This is a genomic window from Streptomyces flaveolus (assembly GCF_014648815.1).
Lineage (GTDB): Bacteria > Actinomycetota > Actinomycetes > Streptomycetales > Streptomycetaceae > Streptomyces > Streptomyces flaveolus.
The window spans coordinates 363,924-390,319 of sequence record NZ_BMRV01000002.1; the positions used below are offsets into that span (position 1 = coordinate 363,924).

22 protein-coding genes and 1 pseudogene are annotated in these 26,396 nt (G+C 71.4%); 14 read left to right on the forward strand and 9 right to left on the reverse strand.

Translation table 11 applies throughout. From position 1 onward, the window contains the following. Positions 1-12: 12 nt before the first annotated feature. Complete coding sequence (gene glpX / locus IEZ05_RS05555) at positions 13-1,047, forward strand: class II fructose-bisphosphatase (RefSeq protein ID WP_189228867.1); 1,035 nt, start codon at positions 13-15, stop codon at positions 1,045-1,047. 217 nt (positions 1,048-1,264) lie between these two features. On the opposite strand, the gene IEZ05_RS05560 is transcribed toward glpX, so the two are convergent. Continuing rightward, a complete protein-coding gene (locus IEZ05_RS05560; RefSeq protein WP_189228868.1) occupies positions 1,265-1,645 on the reverse strand; it encodes a WhiB family transcriptional regulator in 381 nt (126 codons plus the stop codon). Positions 1,646-1,748: 103 nt separating this feature from the next. Next, positions 1,749-2,447: a DUF1707 SHOCT-like domain-containing protein gene (locus IEZ05_RS05565; RefSeq protein ID WP_189228869.1), complete on the reverse strand. Its 699-nt coding sequence runs from the start codon at positions 2,445-2,447 to the stop codon at positions 1,749-1,751. A gap of 196 nt (positions 2,448-2,643) precedes the next feature. Between IEZ05_RS05565 and IEZ05_RS05570 the strand changes: the two genes are divergently transcribed. From IEZ05_RS05570 to IEZ05_RS05585, 4 genes are all read left to right on the forward strand, one after another. Beyond that, on the forward strand, positions 2,644-4,320 hold the full coding sequence (locus IEZ05_RS05570) for a fumarate hydratase (protein ID WP_189228870.1): 1,677 nt from the start codon (positions 2,644-2,646) through the stop codon (positions 4,318-4,320). A 77-nt stretch (positions 4,321-4,397) separates the two neighbouring features. Beyond that, the gene (locus IEZ05_RS05575) at positions 4,398-5,801 is read left to right on the forward strand and encodes a class II fumarate hydratase (RefSeq protein ID WP_189228871.1); all 1,404 of its coding nucleotides are present in this window, start codon (positions 4,398-4,400) and stop codon (positions 5,799-5,801) included. 75 nt (positions 5,802-5,876) lie between these two features. Beyond that, a complete protein-coding gene (gene fomD / locus IEZ05_RS05580) occupies positions 5,877-6,581 on the forward strand; it encodes a cytidylyl-2-hydroxypropylphosphonate hydrolase (RefSeq protein WP_189228872.1) in 705 nt (234 codons plus the stop codon). 280 nt (positions 6,582-6,861) lie between these two features. After that, a complete protein-coding gene (locus IEZ05_RS05585) occupies positions 6,862-8,949 on the forward strand; it encodes a SpoIIE family protein phosphatase (RefSeq protein ID WP_189228873.1) in 2,088 nt (695 codons plus the stop codon). A gap of 66 nt (positions 8,950-9,015) precedes the next feature. Here the strand turns inward: IEZ05_RS05585 and IEZ05_RS05590 are convergent, their stop codons facing one another. Continuing rightward, positions 9,016-11,313, reverse strand: coding sequence for a transglycosylase domain-containing protein (locus IEZ05_RS05590; RefSeq protein ID WP_189228874.1), 2,298 nt, complete (start codon positions 11,311-11,313; stop codon positions 9,016-9,018). 269 nt (positions 11,314-11,582) lie between these two features. Between IEZ05_RS05590 and IEZ05_RS05595 the strand changes: the two genes are divergently transcribed. The 5 genes from IEZ05_RS05595 to IEZ05_RS05615 all read left to right on the forward strand — a co-directional run bounded on the left by IEZ05_RS05595 (position 11,583) and on the right by IEZ05_RS05615 (position 16,493). Next, positions 11,583-12,521, forward strand: coding sequence for an SPFH domain-containing protein (locus IEZ05_RS05595; protein ID WP_189228875.1), 939 nt, complete (start codon positions 11,583-11,585; stop codon positions 12,519-12,521). Further along, a complete protein-coding gene (locus tag IEZ05_RS05600) occupies positions 12,518-12,793 on the forward strand; it encodes a type II toxin-antitoxin system antitoxin (protein WP_189228876.1) in 276 nt (91 codons plus the stop codon). The genes IEZ05_RS05595 and IEZ05_RS05600 overlap by 4 nt, the downstream gene beginning before the upstream one ends. Positions 12,794-12,943: 150 nt before the next feature. After that, positions 12,944-13,468, forward strand: coding sequence for a PadR family transcriptional regulator (locus IEZ05_RS05605; RefSeq protein ID WP_189228877.1), 525 nt, complete (start codon positions 12,944-12,946; stop codon positions 13,466-13,468). Beyond that, positions 13,465-14,154, forward strand: coding sequence for an ABC transporter ATP-binding protein (locus IEZ05_RS05610; RefSeq protein ID WP_189228878.1), 690 nt, complete (start codon positions 13,465-13,467; stop codon positions 14,152-14,154). Before IEZ05_RS05605 ends, IEZ05_RS05610 begins: the two co-directional genes overlap by 4 nt. Further along, positions 14,151-16,493: an ABC transporter permease gene (locus IEZ05_RS05615; RefSeq protein ID WP_189228879.1), complete on the forward strand. Its 2,343-nt coding sequence runs from the start codon at positions 14,151-14,153 to the stop codon at positions 16,491-16,493. Before IEZ05_RS05610 ends, IEZ05_RS05615 begins: the two co-directional genes overlap by 4 nt. A gap of 87 nt (positions 16,494-16,580) precedes the next feature. On the opposite strand, the gene IEZ05_RS05620 is transcribed toward IEZ05_RS05615, so the two are convergent. Continuing rightward, the gene (locus IEZ05_RS05620) at positions 16,581-17,519 is read right to left on the reverse strand and encodes a LysR substrate-binding domain-containing protein (RefSeq protein ID WP_189228880.1); all 939 of its coding nucleotides are present in this window, start codon (positions 17,517-17,519) and stop codon (positions 16,581-16,583) included. A gap of 133 nt (positions 17,520-17,652) precedes the next feature. Between IEZ05_RS05620 and IEZ05_RS05625 the strand changes: the two genes are divergently transcribed. Together IEZ05_RS05625 and IEZ05_RS05630 are read left to right on the forward strand one after the other, a co-directional pair. Further along, positions 17,653-18,207, forward strand: coding sequence for a peroxiredoxin (locus IEZ05_RS05625; RefSeq protein WP_189228881.1), 555 nt, complete (start codon positions 17,653-17,655; stop codon positions 18,205-18,207). A gap of 6 nt (positions 18,208-18,213) precedes the next feature. Then, the gene (locus IEZ05_RS05630; RefSeq protein ID WP_161164848.1) at positions 18,214-18,747 is read left to right on the forward strand and encodes an alkyl hydroperoxide reductase; all 534 of its coding nucleotides are present in this window, start codon (positions 18,214-18,216) and stop codon (positions 18,745-18,747) included. A 63-nt stretch (positions 18,748-18,810) separates the two neighbouring features. Here IEZ05_RS05630 and IEZ05_RS05635 read toward each other — a convergent pair whose 3' ends face one another. From IEZ05_RS05635 to IEZ05_RS05645, 3 genes are all read right to left on the reverse strand, one after another. Further along, on the reverse strand, positions 18,811-20,205 hold the full coding sequence (locus IEZ05_RS05635; protein WP_189228882.1) for an AI-2E family transporter: 1,395 nt from the start codon (positions 20,203-20,205) through the stop codon (positions 18,811-18,813). Positions 20,206-20,350: 145 nt separating this feature from the next. Next, positions 20,351-21,046 carry an aggregation-promoting factor C-terminal-like domain-containing protein gene (locus tag IEZ05_RS05640; RefSeq protein WP_189228883.1) on the reverse strand — a complete coding sequence of 232 codons (696 nt, stop codon included), beginning with the start codon at positions 21,044-21,046 and terminating at the stop codon, positions 20,351-20,353. A 418-nt stretch (positions 21,047-21,464) separates the two neighbouring features. Next, complete coding sequence (locus IEZ05_RS05645) at positions 21,465-22,790, reverse strand: PhoH family protein (RefSeq protein ID WP_176153973.1); 1,326 nt, start codon at positions 22,788-22,790, stop codon at positions 21,465-21,467. 1,095 nt (positions 22,791-23,885) lie between these two features. Between IEZ05_RS05645 and IEZ05_RS05650 the strand changes: the two are divergent. Beyond that, positions 23,886-24,179 (forward strand): annotated as a pseudogene (locus IEZ05_RS05650) (DNA glycosylase AlkZ-like family protein); the annotation flags it as partial. A 21-nt stretch (positions 24,180-24,200) separates the two neighbouring features. Here IEZ05_RS05650 and IEZ05_RS05655 read toward each other — a convergent pair. Then, the gene (locus IEZ05_RS05655) at positions 24,201-24,992 is read right to left on the reverse strand and encodes a class I SAM-dependent methyltransferase (RefSeq protein ID WP_189228884.1); all 792 of its coding nucleotides are present in this window, start codon (positions 24,990-24,992) and stop codon (positions 24,201-24,203) included. A gap of 68 nt (positions 24,993-25,060) precedes the next feature. Next, on the reverse strand, positions 25,061-25,933 hold the full coding sequence (locus tag IEZ05_RS05660; RefSeq protein ID WP_189228885.1) for an LLM class flavin-dependent oxidoreductase: 873 nt from the start codon (positions 25,931-25,933) through the stop codon (positions 25,061-25,063). Positions 25,934-26,023: 90 nt separating this feature from the next. On the opposite strand from IEZ05_RS05660, the gene IEZ05_RS05665 reads away from it, so the two are divergent. Then, positions 26,024-26,395 carry a DUF192 domain-containing protein gene (locus tag IEZ05_RS05665; RefSeq protein ID WP_189228886.1) on the forward strand — a complete coding sequence of 124 codons (372 nt, stop codon included), beginning with the start codon at positions 26,024-26,026 and terminating at the stop codon, positions 26,393-26,395. Position 26,396 lies beyond the last annotated feature (1 nt).

Below are 26,396 nucleotides of genomic sequence, written 5' to 3' on the forward strand. Positions count from 1 at the left end.
AGGTGCGCTCCGATGACCGAGCATCATCATCTGCCGTCCGAGCTGGACGTCCCCTCAGAGGCCCCCGACCGCAACCTCGCCCTGGAGCTCGTCCGGGTCACCGAGGCCGCGGCGATGGCCGCCGGCCGCTGGGTCGGGCGCGGCGACAAGAACGGCGCCGACGGTGCCGCGGTGCGCGCCATGCGCACCCTCGTCTCCACCGTCTCGATGAACGGCGTCGTCGTCATCGGCGAGGGCGAGAAGGACGAGGCCCCGATGCTCTTCAACGGAGAGCAGGTCGGGGACGGGACCGGGGCCGAGGTCGACATCGCCGTCGACCCGATCGACGGGACCACGCTGACCGCCAAGGGCATGACCAACGCGATCGCCGTGCTGGCCGCCGCCGAGCGCGGCTCCATGTTCGACCCGTCGGCCGTGTTCTACATGGACAAGCTGGTCACCGGGCCGGAGGCCGCCGACTTCGTCGACATCAACGCGCCCGTGTCCGTGAACATCCGCCGGGTCGCCAAGGCCAAGCGCCGCACCCCCGAGGACGTCACCGTCGTCATCCTCGACCGGCCCCGGCACCAGGACCTGATCAAGGAGGTCCGGGAGACCGGCGCCCGGATCAAGCTGATCTCCGACGGTGACGTGGCCGGCTCCATCCTGGCGCTGCGCGAGGGCACCGGCATCGACCTGCTGCTCGGCATCGGCGGCACGCCCGAGGGCATCATCTCGGCCTGCGCCGTGAAGTGTCTGGGCGGCACCATCCAGGGCAAGCTGTGGCCCAAGGACGACGAGGAGCGGCAGCGCGCGATCGACGCCGGGCACGACCTGGACCGGGTGCTGACCACCGACGACCTGGTCTCCGGGGACAACGTCTTCTTCGTCGCGACCGGCATCACCGACGGGGAGCTGCTGCGGGGCGTGCGGTACCGGTCCGAGACGGCCACGACCGACTCGATCGTGATGCGGTCGAAGTCGGGCACGGTGCGGCGGATCGACTCCGAGCACCGGCTGAGCAAGCTGCGGGCGTACAGCGCGATCGATTTCGACCGGGCGAAGTGACTCCGTCGGTCTCGCGGGGCGCCCTCTGAAGCGGGGGTGCCGGCGCGTGGCGGGTGCGGCTGCGTCGTGGCTGGCCGCGCAGTTCCCCGCGCCCCTGCGTCTGCTTGCTCCCGGGCGTGAGAAATCACGCCCCGCGCCGCCGGCGGCACTGCCCACTGCGTCATGAAGAGAGGCACCCTCTGTGCGGAGAGGGTGCCTCTCTTCCTGTACGTCGGTGCTAACCCGCCGCGGCTATGCGGCCCGCTGCGGTGCGGGTCGTCTTCTGGAGCTCCAGGTCGCGGCGCCGGCGGCGGGCCAGGACCACTCGGCGTTCGGCGGCGGTGAGGCCGCCCCAGACGCCGTAGGGCTCCGGCTGCAGGAGTGCGTGCTCGCGGCATTCGACCATGACCGGGCAGCGCGCGCACACGCGCTTGGCCGCCTCCTCGCGGGAGAGCCGGGCGGCGGTGGGTTCCTTGGAGGGTGCGAAGAACAGTCCGGCCTCGTCGCGCCGGCACACCGCCTCGGTGTGCCACGGAGCGTCTTGGTCCCTGTCCCGCACGGGTACCCGCTGGGCCGGAACGGCAGCTACCTGCAGGGACGAATGCGGCGGTTGCAGCACGGTCTACTCCTGACGACGGCTTCGCGAGCGAGAGACGATGCGTCAGGCTTACCCGCTGTGCGCGCGCCTATGCACTGGGTTTCCCACCGCGGCGGGCGCCGCGCTACACGTGCTTGCGCAAACCCTTCTCGACCTTGCGCTGCACCCGGTCGAGGATGTCCGCGACGAGCTTGCCGCGCTTGGGGCGCGCCTCGACGCTGCCCAGCACGGCCCAGCCGTCCACGTAGATGACGGGGGCCTCGGCCTCGGCCGAGTCGAGGGAGTCCACCTCGAAGCTGCCGAGGACACCGCCGCCCGCGCCGCGCAGCGACACGTTCTCCGGGACCCGCACATCCACGCTGCCGAAGACGGCGAACGCCTTGATCACGACCTGCTGGTGCTCGAAGAGCGCCTCGCTGAGGTCGATCTCGACGCTTCCGAACACCGCGTAGGCGTGGATACGGCGGCTCGCGCGCCGGCGGCCCCTGCGGACGGCGCCGCTGAACACCGCCACCACGTTCTCCTCGGGGTCCGCCGGGATCGCGCCGAGGGTGGGGCGGTCGGGGGCCGGGGCCGCGGTGGCGCCCCGTCCGCCGTGCGCGGCGGGCAGGTCGCGCACGAACACGTCCAGCTCGCCGACCGTCTTGGCGGCCAGCACGCCCTCCACGCGCTCGGCGTGCTCCTCGGCGGTCAGACGCCCCTCGGCGAGGGCGTCGCGCAGCATGTCGGCGATGCGGTCGCGGTCGGCGTCCGAGGCGCGCAGCTCGGTGACGTGCGGCGCCGTGCCCGCCTGCGGCTGTCGGTCGTGCTTCTGAAGGTCCACGTCGGCAGCGTACCCAAACGCGATAGATCGCGACCAGGGGTGGGGAGGACCTTGTCGCGGTCCGCTTCCCCCGCGGCCCAGTGAGCCTTACCTCACAAGCTCGCCGCCGACGGCAGGTTTTACGCTGGTGGACGCTGCCAACGGAGGCCAGCCGTCGTTGCTGAGGAATCCAGCCGCGCGTGATGTCGAGTGAGGAATGGGCGAGATGCCTGAGTTCGCGTACACCGATCTGCTCCCCCAGGGCGAGGACACCACTCCGTACCGGCTGGTGACCGCCGAGGGTGTCTCCACCTTCGAGGCCGACGGGCGGACCTTCCTCAAGGTGGAGCCGGAGGCGCTGCGCAAGCTGGCCGAGGAGGCCATCCACGACATCCAGCACTACCTGCGCCCGGCCCACCTGGCACAGCTGCGCCGCATCATCGACGACCCCGAGGCGTCGGGCAACGACAAGTTCGTGGCGCTCGACCTGCTGAAGAACGCGAACATCGCGGCGGCGGGCGTGCTGCCGATGTGCCAGGACACCGGCACGGCCATCGTCATGGGCAAGCGCGGCCAGAACGTCCTGACGGCGGGCGGCGACGAGGAGGCCCTGAGCCGGGGCATCTACGACGCGTACCAGAACCTGAACCTGCGCTACTCGCAGATGGCTCCGCTCACCATGTGGGAGGAGAAGAACACCGGCTCCAACCTCCCGGCCCAGATCGAGCTGTACGCGACCGACGGCGGCGCCTACAAGTTCCTGTTCATGGCGAAGGGCGGCGGCTCGGCCAACAAGTCGTTCCTGTACCAGGAGACGAAGGCCGTCCTCAACGAGTCCTCCATGATGAAGTTCCTGGAGGAGAAGATCCGCTCGCTCGGTACGGCCGCCTGCCCGCCGTACCACCTGGCGATCGTGGTCGGCGGCACGTCGGCCGAGTACGCGCTGAAGACCGCGAAGTACGCCTCCGCGCACTACCTGGACGAGATCCCGGCCGAGGGTTCGGAGCTCGGGCACGGCTTCCGGGACAAGGAGCTGGAGGAGAAGGTCTTCGAGCTGACGCAGAAGATCGGCATCGGCGCGCAGTTCGGCGGCAAGTACTTCTGCCACGACGTGCGCGTGGTGCGCCTGCCGCGGCACGGGGCGTCCTGCCCGGTCGCCATCGCCGTGTCCTGCTCGGCGGACCGGCAGGCCGTCGCGAAGATCACCGCCGAGGGCGTCTTCCTGGAGCAGCTGGAGACCGACCCGGCGCGGTTCCTGCCGGAGACCACGGACGAGCAGTTGGCGGAGGAGGGCGACGTCGTCAAGATCGACCTCAACCAGCCGATGGACGCGATCCTGGCCGAGCTGACCAAGTACCCGGTCAAGACCCGGCTGTCCCTCACCGGTCCGCTGGTCGTGGCGCGCGACATCGCGCACGCCAAGATCAAGGAGCGGCTGGACGCGGGTGAGGAGATGCCGCAGTACCTGAAGGACCACCCGGTGTACTACGCCGGTCCGGCGAAGACGCCGGAGGGCTACGCGTCCGGGTCCTTCGGGCCGACCACGGCCGGGCGGATGGACTCCTACGTGGAGCAGTTCCAGGCGGCGGGCGGTTCCAAGGTGATGCTGGCGAAGGGCAACCGGAGCAAGCAGGTCACCGACGCCTGTGGCACGCACGGCGGTTTCTACCTCGGCTCGATCGGCGGCCCGGCCGCCCGTCTCGCGCAGGACTGCATCAAGAAGGTCGAGGTCGTCGAGTACGAGGAGCTCGGCATGGAGGCGGTCTGGAAGATCGAGGTCGAGGACTTCCCGGCGTTCATCGTGGTGGACGACAAGGGCAACGACTTCTTCCAGGACCCGGCCCCGGCGCCCACCTTCACGTCCATTCCGGTACGCGGTCCCGGACTCGCCTGACGAGGACGGTGACGATTCGCCTCCACGGGGAACAGTGGTCCCGGCGCGGACGCTGTGACACGTGGAGGTGATCGTCGATGGCCGACGAGCAGGACAGGACCGAGTACCGCACCGAGCACGACTCCATGGGCGAGGTGCGGGTCCCCGCCCACGCCAAGTGGCGGGCGCAGACGCAGCGCGCGGTGGAGAACTTCCCGGTGTCCGGACAGCGCATCGAGCGCGCGCACATCGAGGCGCTGGCCCGCATCAAGGGCGCGGCGGCGAAGGTCAACGCCGAGCTGGGGGTCCTGGACGAGGACGTCGCCGCCGCGATCCGGGAGGCGGCCGGCGAGGTCGCCGAGGGGAAGTGGGACGAGCACTTCCCCGTGGACGTGTTCCAGACGGGGTCGGGGACCTCGTCCAACATGAACACCAACGAGGTCATCGCCACCCTGGCCAGTGAGCGGCTCGGCCGGGACGTGCACCCCAACGACCACGTCAACGCCTCCCAGTCGTCCAACGACGTCTTCCCGTCGTCGATCCACATCGCCGCGACCGCCGCCGTGAGCCGGGACCTCGTGCCCGCGCTGGACCACCTCGCCGCCGCCCTGGAGCGCAAGGCCGGGGAGTTCGCCGACGTCGTGAAGTCCGGGCGTACGCACCTCATGGACGCCACGCCCGTCACCCTGGGCCAGGAGTTCGGCGGGTACGCGGCCCAGGTGCGGTACGGCATCGAGCGGCTGAACGCGTCGCTGCCCCGGCTCGCCGAACTGCCGCTGGGCGGCACCGCGGTCGGCACCGGCATCAACACCCCGCCCGGTTTCGCCGCCGCCGTCATCGAGGAGGTGGCCCGCGCGACCGGGCTGCCGCTGACCGAGGCGCGCGACCACTTCGAGGCGCAGGGCGCGCGCGACGGCATCGTCGAGACCAGTGGGCAGCTGCGGACCATCGCCGTCGGGCTGACGAAGATCGCGAACGACCTGCGGTGGATGTCCTCCGGGCCGCGCACCGGCCTCGCGGAGATCTCGCTGCCCGACCTCCAGCCCGGCTCGTCCATCATGCCGGGCAAGGTGAACCCGGTCATCCCGGAGGCCGTCCTCATGGTCGCCGCCCAGGTCACCGGCAACGACGCGACCGTCGCCACCGCCGGGGCGGCCGGCAACTTCGAGCTCAACGTGATGCTGCCGGTCATCGCCAAGAACGTGCTGGAGTCGGTGCGGCTGCTCGCCAACGTCTCGCGACTGCTGGCCGACCGGACCGTGGACGGCATCGTCGCCCACCGCGACCGGGCCCGCGAGTACGCCGAGTCCTCCCCCTCCGTGGTCACGCCGCTCAACAAGTACATCGGGTACGAGGAGGCCGCCAAGGTCGCCAAGAAGGCGCTGGCCGAGCGGAAGACGATCCGTCAGGTGGTGCTGGAGGGCGGGTACGTCGAGCGCGGCGATCTCACGAACGAGCAACTGGACGAGGCCCTGGACGTGCTGCGGATGACCCACCCGTGACCGGACGGCCGTCGGGGACGCGGGCGCTCCGCGCGATCACCCGCATCGGATGGCCTGGGCACCTAATATCTGTCCATGGCAGACGGTGAAGAGGTGAACGCGGCGGCACGGGCGGGCGGTCCGGCCGCCCCGGCGGAATTCTGGGCACCCGGCAGTCACATCCTGTGGCGGTACCGGGAGAACGGCGGCCGGCACGTCCACATCGCGCGCCCCGTGACCGTCGTCCGCGACGACGCCGACCTGCTCGCCGTGTGGATGGCGCCCGGCACCGAGTGCGTGAAGCCGGTGCTCGCCGACGGCACGCCCGTGCACCTGGAGCCGCTGGGGTCGCGCTACACCAAGCCGCGCACCGTGCAGCGCGACCGCTGGTTCGGCACCGGTGTGCTGAAGCTGGCCCGGCCCGGTGACCCCTGGTCGGTGTGGCTGTTCTGGGACCCGGGCTGGGTGTTCAAGAACTGGTACGTGAACCTGGAGGAGCCGCTGACCCGTTGGGAGGGCGGCGTCGACTCCGAGGATCACTTTCTGGACATCACCGTGCAGCCGGACCGCAGTTGGCGCTGGCGGGACGAGGACGAGTTCGCGCAGGCCCAGCGGGACCGGCTGGTGGACGCCGGCCTCGCCGAGCAGGTCCGCCGGGCGGGACGCGCGGCGGTCGAGGTGATCCGGGCCTGGGGGCCGCCGTTCTCGGACGGCTGGGAACAGTGGCGACCGGATCCGTCCTGGCCGGTACCGTCGCTGCCCGGCGACTGGGATCGCACTCCCGCGCACGTGTCCCCATGAGACCCTTGATGCGCCCCCGGGCAAGAAACGTAGGATCGTCCTCCGCAAGGGTGCGCAGCGGCAACCGGCGGAGCGTGCACTGTGCTTGACCGATCGTCACCGAGGGGCGGCAGGACGTGAGCGAGGGGTACGAGGGCAATACCGGCACGGGTCGTGAACGGCCCGCCGGTGGCACAGGAACAGCCTCTGACCACGCGGGAATTCCGTTCCTGGGGCCCGTCTTGCGGGTATCGGGATTTCTGCGGGACGAACTGCACGCGCCGCGCGCAGTCCCGGACGGATGGATTCGACACGCGTGACGGAGCACCCGACCTCCTTCGAACGCCCCCCGACGGGCGCCGACCCCACGGACTCCCGCGGGGCGTTCCTCAGTGCCCCCGTGCCGCCGCGGGCCCCCGAGGCCGCCTTACCGGCACAGGGGCGCACCGGGCAGACGCCGCCCGTCCCCGGCGCGGCCGCCTTCGAGCACTCCCAGCCGGGCGCGGAGCACTCCGCCGAGCCCGACACCCACCGCCCGCGGCCCACGACCGAGGGCGTCCCGCTCCAGCCGGGCGGTGCCTCGGGCGGGTCGGGGGCGCCGGCGGGGCAGGACGGCCGTGACACGTCCCCGGAGCCGGACCGGCGTACCGGGCAGCCCACCGCGCCGGGACGGCCCACGCCCATGCGGCGGGACGGGGACCGGCTGCGGTTCGTCGGCGCCGCGACCCGGCGGATCGCCCGGGGCATGGACCTGGACGAGATCGTCATGGGGCTGTGCCGGGCCACCGTGCCCACCTTCGCGGACGCCATCCTCGTCTATCTGCGCGAGCCGCTGCCCGTCGGCGACGAGCGGCCCACCGGCCCCCTGGTGCTGCGGCTGCGCCGTACCGACCGGATACCGGCCGAGCGGGACACCGAGGGCGGTTTCCTGCCCGCCGCCCAGCCCGAGCCCTCCGAGCTGGAGGCCGTCGGCTCCGAGCTGTGCGAGGTGCGGCCCGGCAGCGCGCTCGCCGAGGTGCTGCGCGGGGTCCGCCCGGTCTTCACGGACACCCCCGCGGCCCGTGCCGCCCTGCCCGACCTGCTCGGCGACGGCGGCGAGTTCGCCGTGCCCGGCGGCCGGCGCGCAATCCTCGCGCCGCTGCGCGGCCGGCGCCGGGTGATCGGGGCGGCCCTGTTCCTGCGCGGCCCGGAGCGCATCGCCTTCGAGGGTGACGACCTGCTGGTCGCCGCCCAGCTCGCGACGCACAGCGCGCTCGGCATCGACAAGGCGGTGCTGTACGGGCGCGAGGCGTACATCGCCGACGAGCTGCAGCGCACGATGCTCCCGGAGAACCTGCCGCGCTGCACCGGCGTACGGCTGGCCTCCCGTTATCTGCCGGCCGCCGAGACGGCGCGGGTCGGCGGCGACTGGTACGACGCGATCCCGCTGCCCGGCAGCCGGGTCGCGCTGGTCGTCGGGGACGTCATGGGCCACTCGATGACGTCGGCGGCCATCATGGGCCAGCTGCGGACCACCGCGCAGACCCTGGCCGGGCTCGACCTGCCCCCGCAGGAGGTGCTGCACCACCTGGACGAGCAGGCCCAGCGCCTCGGCACCGACCGCATGGCGACCTGCCTGTACGCGGTGTACGACCCGGTCTCGCACCGCATCACCGTCGCCAACGCCGGTCACCCGCCGCCCGTCCTGCTGCACCTGGGCGGCCGTGCCGAGGTGCTGCGGGTGCCCGCGGGCGCCCCGATCGGCGTCGGAGGCGTGGACTTCGAGGCGGTGGAGCTGGACGCCCCGGCGGGTGCCACCCTGCTGCTCTACACGGACGGTCTGGTCGAGTCCCGCCTGCGCGACGTGTGGACCGGCATAGAGCAGCTGCGGGAGCGTCTCGCGGCGACCGCGCAGCTCACCGGGCCGGACCATCCGCCGCCCCTGGAAGCCCTGTGCGACGAGGTGCTGGACATGCTCGGGCCGGGCGACCGGGACGACGACATCGCGCTGCTCGCCGCCCGGTTCGACGGCATCGCGCCCAGTGACGTGGCGTACTGGTCCCTGGAGCCGGAGGACGCGGCCCCCGGCAAGGCCCGCCGCCTGGCCCGGCGCGCCCTGGGCCGCTGGGGCATGGAGGAGCTCACGGACTCGGTGGAGCTGCTGGTCAGCGAGGTCGTGACCAACGCCGTGCGGTACGCGACCAAGCCGGTCACCCTGCGGCTGCTGCGCACCGACGTGCTGCGCTGCGAGGTCGGCGACGACGTGCCGCAGCTGCCGCGGCTGCGGCAGGCGCGCGCCACGGACGAGGGCGGGCGCGGGCTGTACCTGGTGAACCGGCTGGCCCGGCGCTGGGGCGCGACCCGGCTGAGCACCGGGAAGGTGGTCTGGTTCGAGCTGAACCGGGGCTAGAGGCAGCGGAAGGGCGCCCGGTGAAGCACCGGGCGCCCTTTCACGTACCTGCCGACGGCCTGCGGGCTACTGCTCGCGCCGGTCGTTGTCCGGGAACAGCGGGTCCTCCGGCTCCGTGGACACCCCGCCCGTCGGCGGCTGGGTCGACGGGCTGTTGGACGGGGACATCGACGGGGACTCCTCCGGCTCCTCGGTCGTCGGCTCCTCGGTCGGCTCCTCGGTCGTCGGCTCCTCGGTCGGCGTCTCCTCGGCCGTCTCCTCCTCCGAGGGCGACTCGGACGGCGACTCGCTGACCGTGGGCGAGGTGGTGGGCTGCACCGCGGCGCCCTGCTTGGTCTCCAGGTCGAACTCGGCGACGTCCGTCATCACGCCGAAGGTGTACGCGGCCCAGATCTGCGCCGGGAAGCCACCGCCGTTGACGCGGGGCTGGCCGCCCGCCTCGTACATCGGTACCTGGGCGAAGGTCTTAGAGTCCTCGCCGAACAGGCCCACGGAGGTGACCAGGCCGGGCGTGAAGCCGGTGAACCAGGCCGACTTGTTGTTGTCGGACGTACCGGTCTTGCCGGCCACCTGCTGGCCGTCGCGCATCGGGTTGTCGCGCACGGACTTCTTGGCCGTACCGTCGTCGACCACGCCGGTCAGCACGGACGTCACCGTGTCGGCGGCCTCGCGGCTGATGACCTGGTCGCCGATCGGGTCGGGGAACTCGACCTTGCGGGAGTTGTGCTCGACCGACTTCACGACGGCCGGGGTGACCTTCTTGCCGTGGTTGTCGAGGGTGGCGTAGACGCCGGCCATCTCCAGCGGGCTCGCGCCCATACTGCCCAGCGTCTGCGCGGGGACGGCCTCCATGCCCTCGGTCTCCATGCCGAGCTTGCCGGCCACGTCCACGACCTCGGACATGCCGACGTCGACGCCCATCTGCGCGAAGACGGAGTTGACCGACTTGTTCATCGCCTCCTGGACGTCGATGGGGCCGTAGTCGGCGTCGTCCTCGTTCTCGGGGGCGAAGCCGACCTCCTGGCCGCCGTCCACCACGGGGCGCTTGCTCGTGCCGTCGTACATGGTGTTCGCCGTGATCGGCACGCCGTCCTGCGTCTCGGCGTCCTCGTCCACGGCGGCGGCGAGGATGACCGGCTTGAAGGTGGAGGCGGGCTGGTAGTCGTCGCGGGTGGCGTTGTTGCGGAAGTGCTTGACGTAGTCCACGCCGCCGTACATCGCCACGACCGCGCCGGTCTTCGGGTCGACGGACACGGCGCCGGCCTGGACGTCGGCGTCCACGTCGCGCTTGGCCGGGTCGAGCTTACTGGTCAGCTGCTCCTTGACGGCCTTCTCGAGCGCCGTCTGCTTCTTCTTGTCGACGTTGAGCGTGACGGTCCAGCCGCCTTCCTCGACCATCGCCTCGGCCTGCTTCATGTCCTCGGCGGTGCCGCCGGCGACGAGCTGCTTCTTCAGCGCCGTGTTGGCCGCCTCGACCAGGTAACCGGTCTGACCCTCCATCCCGGGTGCCGGCTTGGGCTCCTTGGGGACCGGGAACGTCATGGCCTGGCGGTCGGCCTTGTCCAGCCACTTCTGCTCGACCATGTTGTTCAGGACGTAGTTCCAGCGCTCCTGGACGAGCTTCTTGCCGGTCTCGCTGGCGATCGCCCAGTCGTACTGGTTGGGCGCCTGGAGCAGCGCGGCGAGGTACGCGCCCTGCTCGACCGTCAGGTCCTCGGCGTCGACGCGGTAGTAGGCCTGGGCGGCGGCCTGGATGCCGTAGGCGCCACGGCCGTAGTAGCTGGTGTTGATGTATCCGGCGAGGATGTAGTCCTTGGGCTTCTCCCGGTCGAGCTTCAGGGAGATGACCAGCTCCTTGAGCTTGCGGGAGACGGTCTGGTCCTGGGTCAGGTAGTAGTTCTTGACGTACTGCTGGGTGATCGTCGAACCGCCCTGCGCCCCCTTGCCGGAGAGCGTGTTGAGCACCCCGCGCGCGGTTCCCTTGAGGTCGACGCCGGAGTCCTTGTAGAAGGTCTTGTTCTCGGCGGCGACGAAGGTGTGCTGGACGTCCTTGGGGACCTTGGCCAGGTCGACGATCTCGCGGTTGTAGCCCTTGCGGGCCATGATCGAGCCGTCGCTGTACTTGTAGACGTTGCCCTGCCGCTGGGCGTCGGCGTTCCCCTCGGGGATGTCGATCACCATGTACAGCACGATGAAGGCGCCCATGCCGAGCAGGATCACGCCGAAGAACGTGCCGAGGATCTTCTTCCAGGTGAACAGCCGGCGTATGAGACTCCGGTCGGCCGTCGGTGAGGAGCGGCGTCGACTCGGCGCCGCGCGGCGGCCACCGCGCTGGCGCGCTCTTCTCTCTTCCGCTCGTCCCATGGGTCCGATCCGCTCCGATTCGGTCGTGTGTGCTCACCCGTCACACAGGTTCGCCGCTCAGGTCAGCTCAGAAAGCTAACACCGGGAGATATGGCAAACGGCTGCGGATCCGCCCTTGTACGGACGTGAGAATCAGCACCCGTTCCAAGGGAACCGACGTCCGAGAGGGGTTGAGGGTTGTCATGACAGGGAAAAGTGTTATCACTTAGATAGACCGCAGCAATCATCGGAGTGCGTGCGAGCGCACCTCGCGAGAACGGGGGACCACCATGTCCGTACGAGAAACACCGCAGGTCGAAGCCGACGTGCCGCAGATGCCGGCACCGCGGGTGCGGGAGACCCAGGCGCCCAGCATCGGCGGCGGGCTGGCGCTGCTGCTGGGGCTGCTCGGGCTGCTCGTCGGCGCCGGGCTGATCGTCACCGCCACGGCGGTCTCGGCGACCGGCGCGAAGGCCGGGCTGATCGTCGGGGGCATCGTGATCGCCCTGGCGGCGTTCCTGGCGATGTGCGGACTGAACATGGTGGCGCCGGGCGAGGCCCGGGTGGTGCAGCTCTTCGGGCGGTACCGGGGGACGATCCGGCAGGACGGGCTGCGCTGGGTGAACCCGTTCACCTCGCGCACCAAGATCTCGACGCGGGTGCGCAACCACGAGACGGCCGTCCTCAAGGTGAACGACGCCTACGGCAACCCGATCGAGCTGGCCGCGGTCGTGGTGTGGCGGGTGGAGGACACCGCGCAGGCCACCTTCGAGGTGGACGACTACATCGAGTTCGTCTCCACCCAGACCGAGGCGGCCGTGCGGCACATCGCCATCGAGTACCCCTACGACGCCCACGAGGAGGACGGACTCTCGCTGCGCGGCAACGCCGAGGAGATCACCGAGAAGCTCGCCGTCGAGCTGCACGCGCGCGTGGAGGCGGCCGGCGTGCAGATCATCGAGTCCCGCTTCACGCACCTCGCGTACGCGCCGGAGATCGCGTCGGCGATGCTCCAGCGGCAGCAGGCCGGCGCGGTGGTCGCGGCGCGGCGGCAGATCGTGGACGGCGCGGTCGGCATGGTCGAGGCGGCGCTGGCCCGCATCAGCGAGCAGGACATCGTGGAGCTGGACGACGAGCGCAAGGCGGCGATGGTGTCCAACCTGATGGTCGTGCTGTGCGGTGACCGCGCCGCCCAGCCGGTCCTGAACACGGGGACGCTCTACCAGTGACGACCCCGCCCGAGGGCACGCCTTCGTCCGAGGGCCCGGCCCCCAAGCGCCGGCCGCAGCAGCGCAAGCAGGTGCTGCTGCGGCTGGACCCGCAGGTGTACGAGGCGCTGGCCCGCTGGGCGGGCGACGAGCTGCGCTCGGCCAACGCCCAGATCGAGTTCCTGCTGCGCAGGGCGCTCGCGGAGGCAGGCCGGCTGCCCGGGGACGCCGGGCCGCTGCCGCGCCGGGGGCGCCCTCCGCGGCGCGGTCCGGGCGCGGCGCCACCGCCGTGACCGGCCGCGCCGCCGCGTGATCGCGGGGGCGCGGCCACTGTCGTAGCGGAACCGTGACATTCGGCCCCGACCTGCGGTCCCGCACCCCGTGCCAGGGTCTCTGCACCCCGCGTATACATGGCGCGTATACACCGTGTGTAGAGTGCGGGCATGTCCATCGGTCACACCCTCCTGGGACTCCTGGAGTCCGGGCCGCGCCACGGTTACGACCTGAAGCGTGCCTTCGACGAGAAGTTCGGTCATGACCGGCCGCTGCACTACGGCCAGGTCTACTCGACGATGTCCCGCCTGCTGAAGAACGGCCTCGTCGTGGTCGACGGCATCGAGGCGGGCGGCGGTCCCGAGCGCAAGCGGTACGCGATCACCGACGCCGGGATCACCGACGTGCAGCAGTGGCTCGCCACGCCGGAGAAGCCCGAGCCGTACCTCCAGTCGACGCTGTACACGAAGGTCGTCCTCGCGCTGCTCACCCACCGCGACGCCGCCGACATCCTCGACACCCAGCGCTCGGAGCACCTGCGCAGCATGCGCATCCTCACCGACCGCAAGCGCAAGGGCGACCTCGCCGACCAGCTCATCTGCGACCACGCCCTGTTCCATCTCGAGGCCGACCTGCGCTGGCTGGAGCTCACCGCCGCGCGCCTCGACAAGCTCCGTGAGGTGGTGGCCCGATGACCGCTCCCGCAGGTTCCCTGCTCTCGGCCGAGAAGCTGACCAAGGCCTACGGCCCGACGCTCGCCCTCGACGGCGCCGAGTTCTCCATCCATCCGGGCGAGGTCGTCGCCGTGATGGGCCCCTCCGGGTCCGGCAAGTCGACGCTGCTGCACTGCCTCGCCGGGATCGTGACCCCCGACTCGGGGACGATCACGTACGACGGGCGGGAGCTGTCCGGCATGACCGACTCCCAGCGCAGTGCGCTGCGCCGCTCGGAGTTCGGGTTCGTGTTCCAGTTCGGGCAGCTCGTGCCGGAGCTGACCTGCGTCGAGAACGTGGCCCTGCCGCTGCGCCTGAACGGCACCTCCCGCAAGGAGGCCGAGCGGGCCGCGCTGGCCTGGATGGAGCGGCTGGAGGTCGACGACCTGCGCAAGAAGCGGCCCGGCGAGGTCTCCGGCGGCCAGGGACAGCGCGTCGCCGTGGCACGGTCGCTGGTCACGAACCCGCGCGTGCTGTTCGCCGACGAGCCGACCGGCGCGCTGGACTCCCTCAACGGCGAGCGTGTGATGGAACTGCTCACGGACGCCGCCCGCTCCACCAACGCCGCCGTCGTGCTGGTCACGCACGAGGCGCGGGTGGCCGCGTACTCCGACCGCGAGGTCGTCGTACGGGACGGGAAGTCCCGGGACATGGAGCGGGCCGTATGAGAGGGCGCCGTTGGGCCGCGGACCTGGGCATGGGCTTCCGGTTCGCCTTCACCGGCGGGCGCGAGGGCTGGACCCGGGCCCTGCTGACGGCCGTCGGCGTCGGCCTCGGGGTGGCGCTGCTGCTGCTGACGACGGCGCTGCCGAACGCGCTGACCGTCCGGCACGAGCGGGAGGCCGCGCGCACCGACATCACCTTCGACTACGGGCGGACGCCGAAGGCGGACGACACCCTGATCGTCGCCGACGTCGACACGGACTTCCGCGACGACACCGTCCGGGGCCGCGCCCTGGAGGCCGAGGGGCCGCGGGCACCGCTGCCGCCGGGGGTGGAGAAGTTCCCGGCCGTGGGCGAGATGGTGGTGTCCCCCGCGCTCAAGGAGCTGCTGAAGTCGGACTCCGGCAAGCTGCTGCGGGAACGGCTGCCGGAGCGGATCACCGGCACGATCGGGGAGAGCGGGCTGATCGGCTCGCACGAGCTCGCCTTCTTCCGGGGGGCCGAGGACCTCGCGCCCCGCATCGAGAGCGGCCGGATCGTCCGGATCGACCACTTCGGCGACCCCGACCCGGGGCCCGAGCAGTCGGACCCCGTGCTGCTGCTGCTCGTCCTCGTCGTCTTCGTGGTGCTGCTGATGCCGGTCGCGGTGTTCATCGCCGCCGCCGTGCGGTTCGGCGGCGAGCGGCGCGACCGGCGGCTCGCCGCGCTGCGGCTGGTGGGCTCCGACAGCCGCATGACCCGGCGGATCGCGGCCGGCGAGGCGCTGGCGGGCGCGGTGCTCGGACTCCTCTTCGGTGCCGGGTTCTTCATGATCGGACGCCAGCTGGCCGGTACGGCCGAGGTGTTCCGCATCAGCGTCTTCCCGAGCTACCTGAACCCCTCCCCGCTGCTGGCGCTGCTGGTGGCGGTGGCGGTACCGGCGGCGGCGGTGCTGGTGACGCTGTTCGCCCTGCGCGGGGTGGTCATCGAGCCGCTCGGCGTGGTGCGGACGGCGAAGCCCGCGCGCCGACGGCTGTGGTGGCGGCTGCTGCTGCCGGTGGCCGGCCTGGCGATGCTGTACCCGATGATCGGCAAGGGCCGCGGCAACGGGGACTTCAACCAGTACCTGGTGACCGGCGGCGTCGTCCTGCTGCTGGTCGGCGTCACCGCGCTGCTGCCGTGGATCGTGGAGACGGTCGTCGCCCGGCTCGGCCGGGGCGGCGTGTCCTGGCAGCTGGCCGTGCGCCGGCTGCAGCTGAGCAGCGGTACGGCGGCCCGCATGGTCAACGGCATCGCCGTGGCCGTCGCCGGGGCGATCGCGCTGCAGATGCTGTTCGCGGGCGTGGACGACGACTACACCAAGAGCACCGGGAAGGACGTCACGCAGGCGCAGATGGAGGTGGCCCTGCCGACCGGGACACCGGTGGACGCGGCCGCCGGGAAGCTCCGGGCCACCCAGGGTGTCGAGGCCGTCTTCTCCTACTCCGAGGGCTACGCCGGCGACCGGCGCAAGGACCCGGAGAACTCGACGACGCTCACCGTGGGCGACTGCGTGGCGCTGCGCGAGATCGCGACGCTGACCTCGTGCCGCGACGGTGACGTGTTCGCCGTGCGCGGCGCCGAGTGGGACGCCGATGTCGATGTGATGGCGCTCGCGAAGGGCGGGCGGACGATGTACCTCGACCCGTCGTACGAGGGCAGCCCGAAGAGCCGGGAGATCCCCTGGAAGGTGCCGCCGGGCGTCAAGGAGGCGGCGCCGCGCCGTGGCCTGCTCGCCGGGATCGACCGCGGGGGGTTCCTGATCACCCCGAAGGCTCTGCCGGACTCGCTCGCCCCCGCGCTGGAGGGCCACGCCTACCTCCGGCTCGACGAGTCCGTGCCGGACGTGTACGACCGGGTGCGGAACACCGCGGCGTCCGTCGACCCGCTGGCGTACCCGATGGTCTGGACGGCCACCGAACGCACCGACCGGTTCGACGCCATCCGCACGGGTCTGTTCGTCGGCGCCGCGTGCGTGCTGGCGCTGATCGGCGCGAGCCTGCTGGTCTCGCAGCTGGAGCAGCTGCGCGAGCGCAGGAAGCTGCTGTCGTCCCTGGTCGCCTTCGGCACCCGGCGCCGCACGCTGAGCCTGTCGGTGCTGTGGCAGACCGCGATACCGATCGCGCTGGGCCTGGTGCTGGCCGCGGTGGTCGGCCTGACGCTGGGCACGGTGCTGCTGAAGATGACGGGCACCCCGGTCGCCGTCGACTGGATCGGAGTCCTGTCGATGACCGGCATCGGCGCCGCGGTCGTCCTGGTGGTGACCCTGGCCAGCCTGCCGCCGCTGCTGCGCCTGATGCGCCCGGAGGGGCTGCGGACCGAGTAGTCCCGTCCGTCCCGAGCCCGGACGCGGCACGCACCCCGTGCCCGTCCGCGCGTCCGGACGGGGCCGGCGGTCCCGCCGGTGCGCCCGTCAGCCGCGGACCGTCCGCACGGGAAGGTCCTCCATCGCCTCCCGCAGCGCCGCCGCCAGCTCCTCGTACTCGGCGGCGCGGGCCGCGCCCGTGCGCATGGCGAGGGCGATGCGCCTGGTGGGGGCCGGGTCGGCGAAGGAGCCGGTGAGCAGCTGGGTGGAGCGGGACGTCTCCACGCGGACCGCCGTGCGCGGCAGCAGTGTCACGCCGAGGCCACCCGCCACCAGCTGCACCAGCGTCGACAGGCCCGCCGCCGTCGTGGTCGCGGGGACGTCCGCGCGGCCGGCCTCCCGGCAGATGTCGAGGGCCTGGTCGCGCAGGCAGTGCCCCTCGTCGAGCAGCAGCAGGTTCAACTCGCGCAGCACGCCGCGCTCGATGCCCTCCCGGCCGCCGAGCCGGTGGTCGAGCGGGGTGACCAGCACGAAGTCCTCGTCGAAGAGCGGGAGTTCGGTGACGCCGGGGACACCGAGCGGCACCGCCAGCAACAGCAGATCGAGGCGGCCGGACCCGAGGCCGTCCAGCAGGCTCGCCGTCTGCTCCTCGTGGACCTGGAGATCGAGGTCGGGGTAACGGTCGTGGACCAGCCGCAGGACCGTCGGGAGCAGATACGGCGCCACCGTCGGGATGACGCCGAGCCGCAGCGCCCCGGTGAACGGCGCGCGTACCGCCTCCGCCTCCTCCAGCAGCGCCCCGACCTCCGCCAGGACCGCCTTCGTCCGCACCGCGAGCCGTTCCCCCGCCGGTGAGAGCAGCACCTTGCGCGTCGTACGCTCCAGGAGGGTGACACCGAGTGCCTCCTCCAGGGCCGAGACGGCGCCGGAGAGCGCCGGCTGGCTCATGCCGATCGCGGCGGCGGCATCGCGGAAGTGCAGATGCTCGGCGACCGCAGCGAAGGCCCGCAGCTGGGCGAGGCTGGGCTGCCTCTTCTTACCGGTCACTAATAGCCACCTCCGATCAACTCGACCGAGTGTAGCTATTTCACTAATCAATGCACTGTGTGCCAACATCAATAACGTCCAACCCATGGGAAACACTCGCAAAACGGGTGTTTCTTCGCTGCAAGGAGAGCGCGTGCTCACTGTCGGTGACAAGTTCCCCGAGTTCGATCTGACCGCCTGCGTCTCGCTGGAGAAGGGCAAGGAGTTCCAGCAGATCAACCACAAGACCTACGAGGGTCAGTGGAAGGTCATCTTCGCGTGGCCCAAGGACTTCACCTTCGTGTGCCCGACCGAGATCGCCGCCTTCGGCAAGCTGAACGACGAGTTCGCCGACCGTGACGCCCAGGTCCTCGGCTTCTCCGGCGACTCCGAGTTCGTCCACCACGCCTGGCGCAAGGACCACCCGGACCTGACCGACCTGCCGTTCCCGATGATGGCGGACTCCAAGCACGAGCTGATGCGCGACCTCGGCATCGAGGGCGAGGACGGCTTCGCCAAGCGCGCCGTGTTCATCGTGGACCAGAACAACGAGATCCAGTTCACCATGGTGACCGCCGGCTCGGTCGGCCGTAACCCCAAGGAGGTCCTGCGGGTCCTCGACGCGCTGCAGACCGACGAGCTCTGCCCGTGCAACTGGAGCAAGGGCGACGAGACCCTCGACCCGGTCGCGCTGCTGGCCGGGGAGTGATCTGACATGTCCCTCGACTCCCTGAAGTCCGCCATACCGGACTACGCCAAGGACCTGAAGCTCAACCTGGGCTCGGTCATCGGCAACTCCGACCTCCCGGCGCAGCAGCTGTGGGGCACCGTGCTGGCGACCGCCATCGCCTCGCGTTCCCCGATCGTGCTGCGCGAGCTGGAGCCGGAGGCGAAGGCGAACCTCACGCCGGAGGCGTACACGGCCGCCAAGTCGGCCGCCGCCATCATGGCGATGAACAACGTCTTCTACCGCACCCGGCACCTGCTGTCGGACCACGAGTACGGCACCCTGCGCGCCGGTCTGCGGATGAACGTCATCGGCAACCCGGGCGTCGACAAGGTCGACTTCGAGCTGTGGTCCTTCGCGGTGTCCGCGATCAACGGCTGCGGCATGTGCCTGGACTCGCACGAGCAGGTGCTGCGCAAGGCCGGCATCGACCGCGAGGTCATCCAGGAGGCCTTCAAGATCGCCGCGGTGATCGAGGCCGTCGGCGCCACGCTGGACGCCGAGGCGGTTCTCGCCCAGTAGTCCCGCCGTACCCGGCGAAAAGGGCCCCGCTCACCGTCCTGGTGAGCGGGGCCCTTCGCGTCGCTAGGCCGGGGGCGCCTCCGGTGACGGCTCGGCCTCGGCGGCGGGCTCCGGCCGCGGTTCCGCCGCCGGGGACGCGTCCGTCGACGTCGCGCCGCGCGGCCTGGGCGCCTGCCGCACGGCGGCCTCGCGGGAGTAGGCCCGCAGATAGCCCACGACGGTGTTCGTCACCGCGACCAGCGGTACGGCGACCACCGCGCCGCCGATGCCGGCCACCATGCCGCCGGCGGCCACCGACAGCACCACGGCCAGCGGATGGACCCGCACCGCGCGCCCGAGGATGAACGGCTGCAGGATGTGGCCCTCGATCTGCTGCACCACCAGCACGACGACGAGCGTCATGACCGCCGCGAACATGCCCTGCGTCACCAGCGCCACGACGACCGCGAGGGCGCCCGACACCACGGCGCCGACGAGCGGGATGAAGGCGAACAGGAAGATGAACACGGCCAGCGGCACGGCCATCGGCACGTCGAGGAAGTAGATGCCGAGGCCGATGAAGATGGCGTCGATCAGCGCGACCACGACCGTGCCGCGCACATACGCGGTCAGCGTCCGCCAGGCGCGCGGACCGGCACCGGCGACGCCCGGCCGGGCCGCGGCCGGCACCAGCTTCAGCGTCCACTGCCAGATGCGCTTGCCGTCGTAGAGGAGGAACAGCGTCGAGAAGGCGGCCAGCAGGATGCCGGTGAGTGCCTCGACGACGACCGTGACGCCCTCCAGTCCTGCGGAGGTTATCTGGTCGGTGTTGGCCCCCACCGCGTCGCGCAGGTTCTTGGCGATCTCGTTGATCTGCTTGTCGGTGACGTGGAAGGGGCTGTTCAGCAGCCAGTTCCGCAGTTCGTCGATGCCGTCCTGGACCTGGTCGGAGAGGTTGTCGATGTTCTCCATGACCTGCCAGGTGACGAACCAGCCGATCAGGCCCATCACCACGAAGCCGAGGATGGCGGTCAGCGCCGTGGCCGGCCCACGGGGCACCCCGCGCCGCCGCAGCCACGCCACCGAGGGCTGGAGCAGGGCCGTGATCAGCAGCGCGGCCACGAACGCCAGCACCACCAGCTGTACGGCGCTGATCACCTTCATCAGCACCCAGAGGGTGCCCGCGAGGACCAGCAGCCGCCATCCGGCTTCCGCCGCGACCCGCATGCCCCACGGCACCGCCTGCGCGGGGTCGGGCCGTTCCCGGAGAACCGGCGTGTGGTCCACGAGCGTGTGCCCGTGCCCGGCGGACCCGTGGTCCGCGTCCGGCGAGGACACGTGGTCCGGGGCGTGCCCCGGTACGGCGTCGTGGGCTTCGGGGTCCTCCCCCTCCGCCTCGGCACGACGCTGGTCCAACTGCCTGCTCATCCGGGTCAGTCCGGCGCCGAGCCGGTCCAGCCACCCTGGCACTCGCGACATGATCCGTCCTCTTCCCCCGTCTCTCCCCACCACTCCCCCCTGGAGTCGTTCCGGTCCGACCGTACATGGCGGGAGCGCGAAAGCCCCTCACCGTAGGACGGCGAGGGGCTTCGCGAGGTTGAGCGGTGGTCCGTGCCGGGCCGGCTCAGTACCAGTGGTTGTTCTGCCAGAACGCCCAGGCGTCGCACGGGCTGCCGTAGCGGCTGTCCATGTAGTTGAGGCCCCACTTGATCTGGGTGGCCGGGTTCGTCTGCCAGTCGGAGCCCACCGAGGACATCTTGGACCCGGGCAGGGCCTGGAAGAGGCCGTAGGCGCCCGAGGACGCGTTGACGGCCTGGTAGTTCCAGCTGGACTCGTGGTCCACGATGTTGCTGAAGCACTGCCACTGGCCGCTGGGCACCATCTGCCGTGCCATCGCCTGGATCTGGCTGACGCTGTAGGAGCTCTGGACGGCGAAGGTCGTGGACTCGCGCTCGGCGTCGCGGCTGGCGGCTTCCTGCTCCGCCTCGCGCTTCTTGGCCTCCTCGGCCGCCTTCTTCGCCTTCTCCTGCTTGGCGACGGCGGTTTCGGCGGCTGCCTTGCGGGCCGCCTCCTCGGCGTCCTTCTTGGCGCTCGCGTCCGCGGCGATGGCCTGTACGTCGGCCTGCTGCGTCAGGGACGCGGTCTGCACCTGCGCCTGCTCGCCCATGGGGATGTCCGCGAGCAGCGTCGTGCCTGCTGCCGTCGCCTCCGCGTCGTGGTTCTGCGCGGTGCTGCCCGAGGCAACGCCGACGACGCTTCCGACTGCGGTGACCGCCGTGGCCGAGGCCACTGCGAATCCCCGGACCGAGATCCGGCTCACACGGTTTCCTTCCAGCATCGCCCGCTTCGGTGACCCTCGCGGACGCAATCGTGCCCCTGGCACTGGCCTCCCCAACTACGGGTCACGGGAGGCACGGGCCCGGTGGACAACTCCCTCGACGGGAGCGCCGCGTGGTGCTCGGGCGGCATACGACGCTGCTATGGAGTTGGCCTGGTGCTTCTGTGGTGCCGTACCGCTGGGGGTACAGATGTGTCGTATGCGGGGCCTGACAGGAATGAGACTCTGCCGTAACCCGACGGGGTGAGGCAATTCTGTGTTGCGTGTGAAAGCTCACATCCCGTTTGGGCCTGGGGATTTCGAGAAACCTCCACGCGCGACGACGCCGCCCGGCTAGGCTCTTGGCCTTTCCGGACGGCGTCGACCGTCGGGGCAACAGACCCTTGTCGGGTCGCAGTTCTCAGATGTGCCCGTCCTCCAGCATTTCGGTCACTAGCGCCGCGATCTGGGACCTCTCGGACCGCGTCAGCGTGACGTGGGCGAAGAGCGGATGGCCCTTCAGCTTCTCGACGACGGCGACCACTCCGTCGTACCGCCCCACCCGCAGGTTGTCCCGCTGCGCCACGTCGTGGGTCAGCACGACCCGCGAGTTGGCGCCGATCCGGGACAGGACGGTCAGCAGGACGTTCCGCTCCAGCGACTGGGCCTCGTCCACGATCACGAACGCGTCGTGCAGCGAGCGGCCGCGGATGTGGGTGAGCGGCAGGACCTCCAGCATGCCGCGGGCGGTGACCTCCTCGATGACCTCACGGCTGGTGACCGCCGACAGCGTGTCGAAGACGGCCTGCGCCCAGGGGCTCATCTTCTCCGCCTCGGAGCCGGGCAGATAGCCGAGCTCCTGCCCGCCGACCGCGTACAGCGGACGGAAGACCATCACCTTCTGGTGCTGCCGGCGTTCGAGCACGGCCTCCAGTCCCGCGCACAGAGCCAGCGCCGACTTGCCGGTGCCGGCCCGGCCGCCCATGGACACGATGCCGACGTCCGGGTCGAGCAGCAGGTCGAGCGCGATCCGCTGCTCGGCGCTGCGGCCCTTGATGCCGAACGCCTCCCGGTCGCCGCGCACCAGCCGGACGCTGCCGTCGGGCGTGACGCGGCCGAGCGCCTTGCCGCGCTCCGACTGGATGGTCAGCCCCGTGTGGACGGGCAGCTCGGCGGCCTCGGGGACGTAGACCCGGCCCTCCTCGAAGAGCACGTCCACCTGTTCACCCGGCAGGGTGAGTTCGGACATGCCGGTCCAGCCGGAGGCGTCCGTGATGGCGAGCTCGGCGCGGTACTCCTCGGCGAGCAGGCCGACGGAGGACGCCTTGATCCTGAGCGGGAGGTCCTTCGACACGACGGTGACGTCGAACCCCTCGGCCTGCAGATTGCGGGCGACCGCGAGGATGCGGGAGTCGTTGTCCCCCAGGCGGTAGCCGGTGGGCAGCACGCTGGGGTCCGAGTGGTTGAGCTCGACACGCACGGTGCCGCCGAGATCCCCGATCGGGATGGGGGCGTCGAGGCGACCGTGCCGCACGCGGAACTCGTCGAGCAGGCGCAGGGCCTGCCGGGCGAAGTAGCCGAGTTCGGGATGGTGCCGCTTGGCCTCCAGCTCCGTCACCACGACGATCGGGAGCACGACCTCGTGCTCGTCGAAGCGGTTCAGGGCGTTGGGGTCGGCCAGCAGGACGCTGGTGTCGAGAACGTAGGTGCGCCGATCTGGCTTGTGGCGCTTTGTGCTGGTCACCACGGAAGGACGTACCCCCTCGGAAGAGGTCGGGGAGCGACGGAGTGGATGCTGGGCCGGGAGGGCGGGAGCGAGCCGGCCGGTCGTCGGCCGCCCTGCACGGGCGCGGACCGCGAACCGGCCCTCCGCCGCTTCTTCCGCGCCGTGACCGCACGGTAGGGCTGGTGCAAAGGGCCTCCCGGGCGTACGGCTCTGTGCCGTCCGCTGAGATCCGATGCCCGTGGTTCGGGCGTCGACCTGCTTGCCTTATGCCCTCGAACGAGCTCCGCCATGCAACGACGCAGGACGACGCACCGGTGAACTCCTCATGACGGGCGCCCCACGAGGGCACTCGGGCGGGTCGGGGTGCGGGCCCCTGGGACCGGGCGGCGCCGAGGGCAGAAAAAACGGGCCGGTCCGTGGGGGGGGAGACGGACCGGCCCGAGGGGGGGTTTCCACCATAACCCTTCGTAAGTGATGCTGCGTGCATCGGCGTGCCACAACTACTCTCCGGAATCGTCCGGCGACGCCCGGGTGCTCACGGAATCGCCTATTCCGCCCTGAATCATGGCCAAAACGCGGCCACTCACACGGAATTCACAGGGAAACGGGTGACAGGAGTGGCGACACGGAGGCTCGAATGCGCGCCAGGTCCGGTACGGCGAAGCGCCCCCGCATCCCTCCACCGGGTGACACCACCGGCGAACGCCCGCTTGACCGGGCACCGCGCAGCCCCCTCCACTGCGCGGTGCCACACGCGCAGCTTTGCTCACGCGAATTACCTGCTTCGAATTTACGTGATCACGGCGGACGGTTTCGACCCGTGCGGGGCGCCGGTGGATAACGATGTGGAAACCCTGTGAGGATCGCGGGACGATTCCGCACGCTCCCTCCGGAGCACGGACATTTGCGAAGGTAGGTCGCTTACGCCCGGAACATTCCACCCGACCGGGCGCGTATCTCGGCCTTTGCGGACAGTTTCCGACCCAGTGGGGTGCTCACGTCCCTTCATGACGAAGACCGCGATATCACCTGGGCCGCGGCGAGCGCACGGCGGCTCGAACGACAGTTCCTGGCCATGTCCGCCCGAACGGGCACACCGGTCGCCGACGTGGTCCGTACGCGATCGCCGCGCAGCCGCGCGAGCTGCTGTTCCCCGGGGCCGCCTCCGAGCGGGCGCCGGCGGGCGGCCAGGCGGGCAACTTCCCCGTGCCGCTGGTGGACGGAGTGGTGGCGGGCGCCTGGCACCAGCGGCGCCGGGGGCGGCGCACCACGGTGACGGTGGAACCGCTGGGGCGTCCGACGGCGCGGCAGCAGCGGGAGCCGGCGGCGCAGGCGGCCCGGGTCGGGGACGTGCTGGAGGCCGAGGCGGAGCTGGTGGTGGGCGAGGTGACGGTGGGCCCCCACGCCTGAGCCCCGGTGCCCGTCCCCGGCCTACGGGCTCGGTTTGCGGGCCTCGAAGAGGTGGCGTGCGCTGTGGGCCACGAAGGGCCCCTCGGCCTCGATGCGGTCGTGCAGTTCGCGGAGGCGGGGCCGGTACTCCTCGACGGTGAAGCCGGGGACCATCCACACGACCTTGCGCAGGAAGTGGACGACGGCGCCGATGTCGTGGAACTCCATCCGCAGCCGCTCCGCCCGCACGTCGACGATCTCCAGCCCGGCGGCCTCCGCGTCGGCACGCTCACGGTCGGGGTGGCGGTGGTGGTGGTTCTCCTCGGGCAGGGGGCCGAGGAAGAACTCGATGAGCTCGAAGACGCTCGCGGGGCCGACGTGCTGGGCGAAGTACGTGCCGCCGGGCAGCAGCACGCGCGCGATCTCGTCCCAGTGCGGCCGGACGGGATGCCGGCTGACGACGAGGTCGAAGACCCCGTCCCCGAACGGGAACGGCGCGTCGTCGGGCGAGGCGACCACCGGGACGCCGCGCGGGCGGAGCAGTTCGGTGGCCTTGGCGACGTTCGGCGCCCATCCCTCGGTGGCGACGACGAGCGGGGGCCGGTGCGGGGCGGCGACACCGAGGGCGATGTCCAGGACCTCGCCGCCGCCGGTCTGCACGTCCAGCACGGCGGTGGCCCCGGCCAGCCGCCCGCCCATCGAGCGCGCGTATCCCCAGGACGGCCGTTCCTCGGTCGCCCGCCCCTCGAACCAGGAGAAGTCCCACCCTTCGGTGGGGACGGCGTCGCCTTCGGCCACGAGGTCGTCGAAGGAGCGGGAGGAGGCGGGGGCCATGGGACGGTCGATCCGATCTGTGTCTGTGGTCTTCGCGGGAGTACTGGTGGTGGTCGACGGCTGGGGCGTCAGTCCACCAGGGGCCGGACCTGCTCGGCGGCGAACCGGACGAAGCCCTCGGGGTCGGGCTCGTCGCCCGTCGGCTGGAGGACGACGGTGTCGGCGCCGGCCTCGGCCAGCCGCCGGACGGCCTTGGCCACGTCGTCGGCGTCGCCGGCGACGCCCAGGTCCGGCACGGCTCCGAGGCCTTCGGCCCGCTGTTCGGCCCGCAGCCGCTCGGTGGAGCCGGGTCCGGTGGCCGCGAGGAGATACACGACCACCCTGTGCGGCTCCGTCCGCCCGGCCGCCGTCCGACCCTCGTCGATGAGCCGACGGGCCTGCCGCACGGCGTCGGGCGGGTTGGACGCGGTGAGGATCGTCCCGTCGGCGGCCTCCCCGGCGAGCCGCAGCGAACGGGGCCCGGTGACCCCGGCGAGCACCTCGGGCGCCTGGGCGGGCGGCCAGTCGAGGGCGACGTCGTCGAGCCGGACGTACCGTCCCCCGGTCGTCACCCGCTCCCCGCGCAGCAGGGCCCGCAGGGCGAGCAGGTACTCCCGCAGGAGGGTGACGGGCGACTCGGCCCGCGCCCCGACCTGGCCCATCCAGTCCTGGACGCCGTGTCCGACGCCGAGGATCGGGCGGCCGGGGAACATGCGGTGCAGGGTGGCGGCCTCCATGGCGGTGACGGCCACGTTGCGCAAGGGCACGGGCAGCAGTCCGACGCCGACCCGGAGCCGCTCGGTCCAGGCGAGGGCGGCGGCGGCCGTGGAGATCCCTCCCTCGAGGAAGCAGTCCTCCCACAGCCACAGCTCCTCCAGCCCGGCCTCCTCCGCGACGCGTGACACGGCACGCAGCCGTTCGGGGGCGAGCTGGGGGCGGAACACGACGCCGAGTGCGGTCATGGGCCCTTCCTACACTTGGCGCGGGGCGCGGGACAACGACATTTCGCGGTCCGGCAAGCCGTCGGGGCGTGGCGCGGGGAGGGAGTCGGCATGGGGCGACGCTGGCGGGACGGGCGGGGGCGCCTGGTCGTGGAAGGCGGACCGGACGGGAACGCGGTCACCGTGCCGCTGGAGATCGCCGCGTCCTACCGGGCCCGCACCAAGGGGCTGCTGGGCCGCGACTCGATCGACGGGGCGCTGCTGCTGTCGCCGGCCAACAGCGTGCACACGTTCCGGATGCGCTTCCCGATCGACGTGGCCTACCTGGACCGGCGTCTCACGGTCATCGCCGTACGCACCATGCCCCCGGGCCGCCTGGGCCTGCCGCGCCTCCGCGCCCGGCATGTACTGGAGGCGGAGGCGGGGGCGATGGCCGGGTGGGGGGTGCGGGCCGGGGTGCGGGTGGAGGCGGTGGAGGGGTAGG

Excerpts from the sequence above, each read along its gene's own strand:
- glpX (WP_189228867.1), top strand. The coding sequence starts at position 13 with ATGACCGAGCATCATCATCTGCCGTCCGAGCTGGACGTCCCCTCAGAG.
- IEZ05_RS05570 (WP_189228870.1), top strand. The coding sequence starts at position 2,644 with ATGGGCGAGATGCCTGAGTTCGCGTACACCGATCTGCTCCCCCAGGGC.
- IEZ05_RS05575 (WP_189228871.1), top strand. The coding sequence starts at position 4,398 with ATGGCCGACGAGCAGGACAGGACCGAGTACCGCACCGAGCACGACTCC.
- fomD (WP_189228872.1), top strand. The coding sequence starts at position 5,877 with ATGGCAGACGGTGAAGAGGTGAACGCGGCGGCACGGGCGGGCGGTCCG.
- IEZ05_RS05585 (WP_189228873.1), top strand. The coding sequence starts at position 6,862 with ATGGATTCGACACGCGTGACGGAGCACCCGACCTCCTTCGAACGCCCC.
- IEZ05_RS05590 (WP_189228874.1), bottom strand. The coding sequence starts at position 11,313 with ATGGGACGAGCGGAAGAGAGAAGAGCGCGCCAGCGCGGTGGCCGCCGC.
- IEZ05_RS05595 (WP_189228875.1), top strand. The coding sequence starts at position 11,583 with ATGTCCGTACGAGAAACACCGCAGGTCGAAGCCGACGTGCCGCAGATG.
- IEZ05_RS05605 (WP_189228877.1), top strand. The coding sequence starts at position 12,944 with ATGTCCATCGGTCACACCCTCCTGGGACTCCTGGAGTCCGGGCCGCGC.
- IEZ05_RS05610 (WP_189228878.1), top strand. The coding sequence starts at position 13,465 with ATGACCGCTCCCGCAGGTTCCCTGCTCTCGGCCGAGAAGCTGACCAAG.
- IEZ05_RS05615 (WP_189228879.1), top strand. The coding sequence starts at position 14,151 with ATGAGAGGGCGCCGTTGGGCCGCGGACCTGGGCATGGGCTTCCGGTTC.
- IEZ05_RS05630 (WP_161164848.1), top strand. The coding sequence starts at position 18,214 with ATGTCCCTCGACTCCCTGAAGTCCGCCATACCGGACTACGCCAAGGAC.
- IEZ05_RS05635 (WP_189228882.1), bottom strand. The coding sequence starts at position 20,205 with ATGTCGCGAGTGCCAGGGTGGCTGGACCGGCTCGGCGCCGGACTGACC.
- IEZ05_RS05655 (WP_189228884.1), bottom strand. The coding sequence starts at position 24,992 with ATGGCCCCCGCCTCCTCCCGCTCCTTCGACGACCTCGTGGCCGAAGGC.
- IEZ05_RS05660 (WP_189228885.1), bottom strand. The coding sequence starts at position 25,933 with ATGACCGCACTCGGCGTCGTGTTCCGCCCCCAGCTCGCCCCCGAACGG.
- IEZ05_RS05665 (WP_189228886.1), top strand. The coding sequence starts at position 26,024 with ATGGGGCGACGCTGGCGGGACGGGCGGGGGCGCCTGGTCGTGGAAGGC.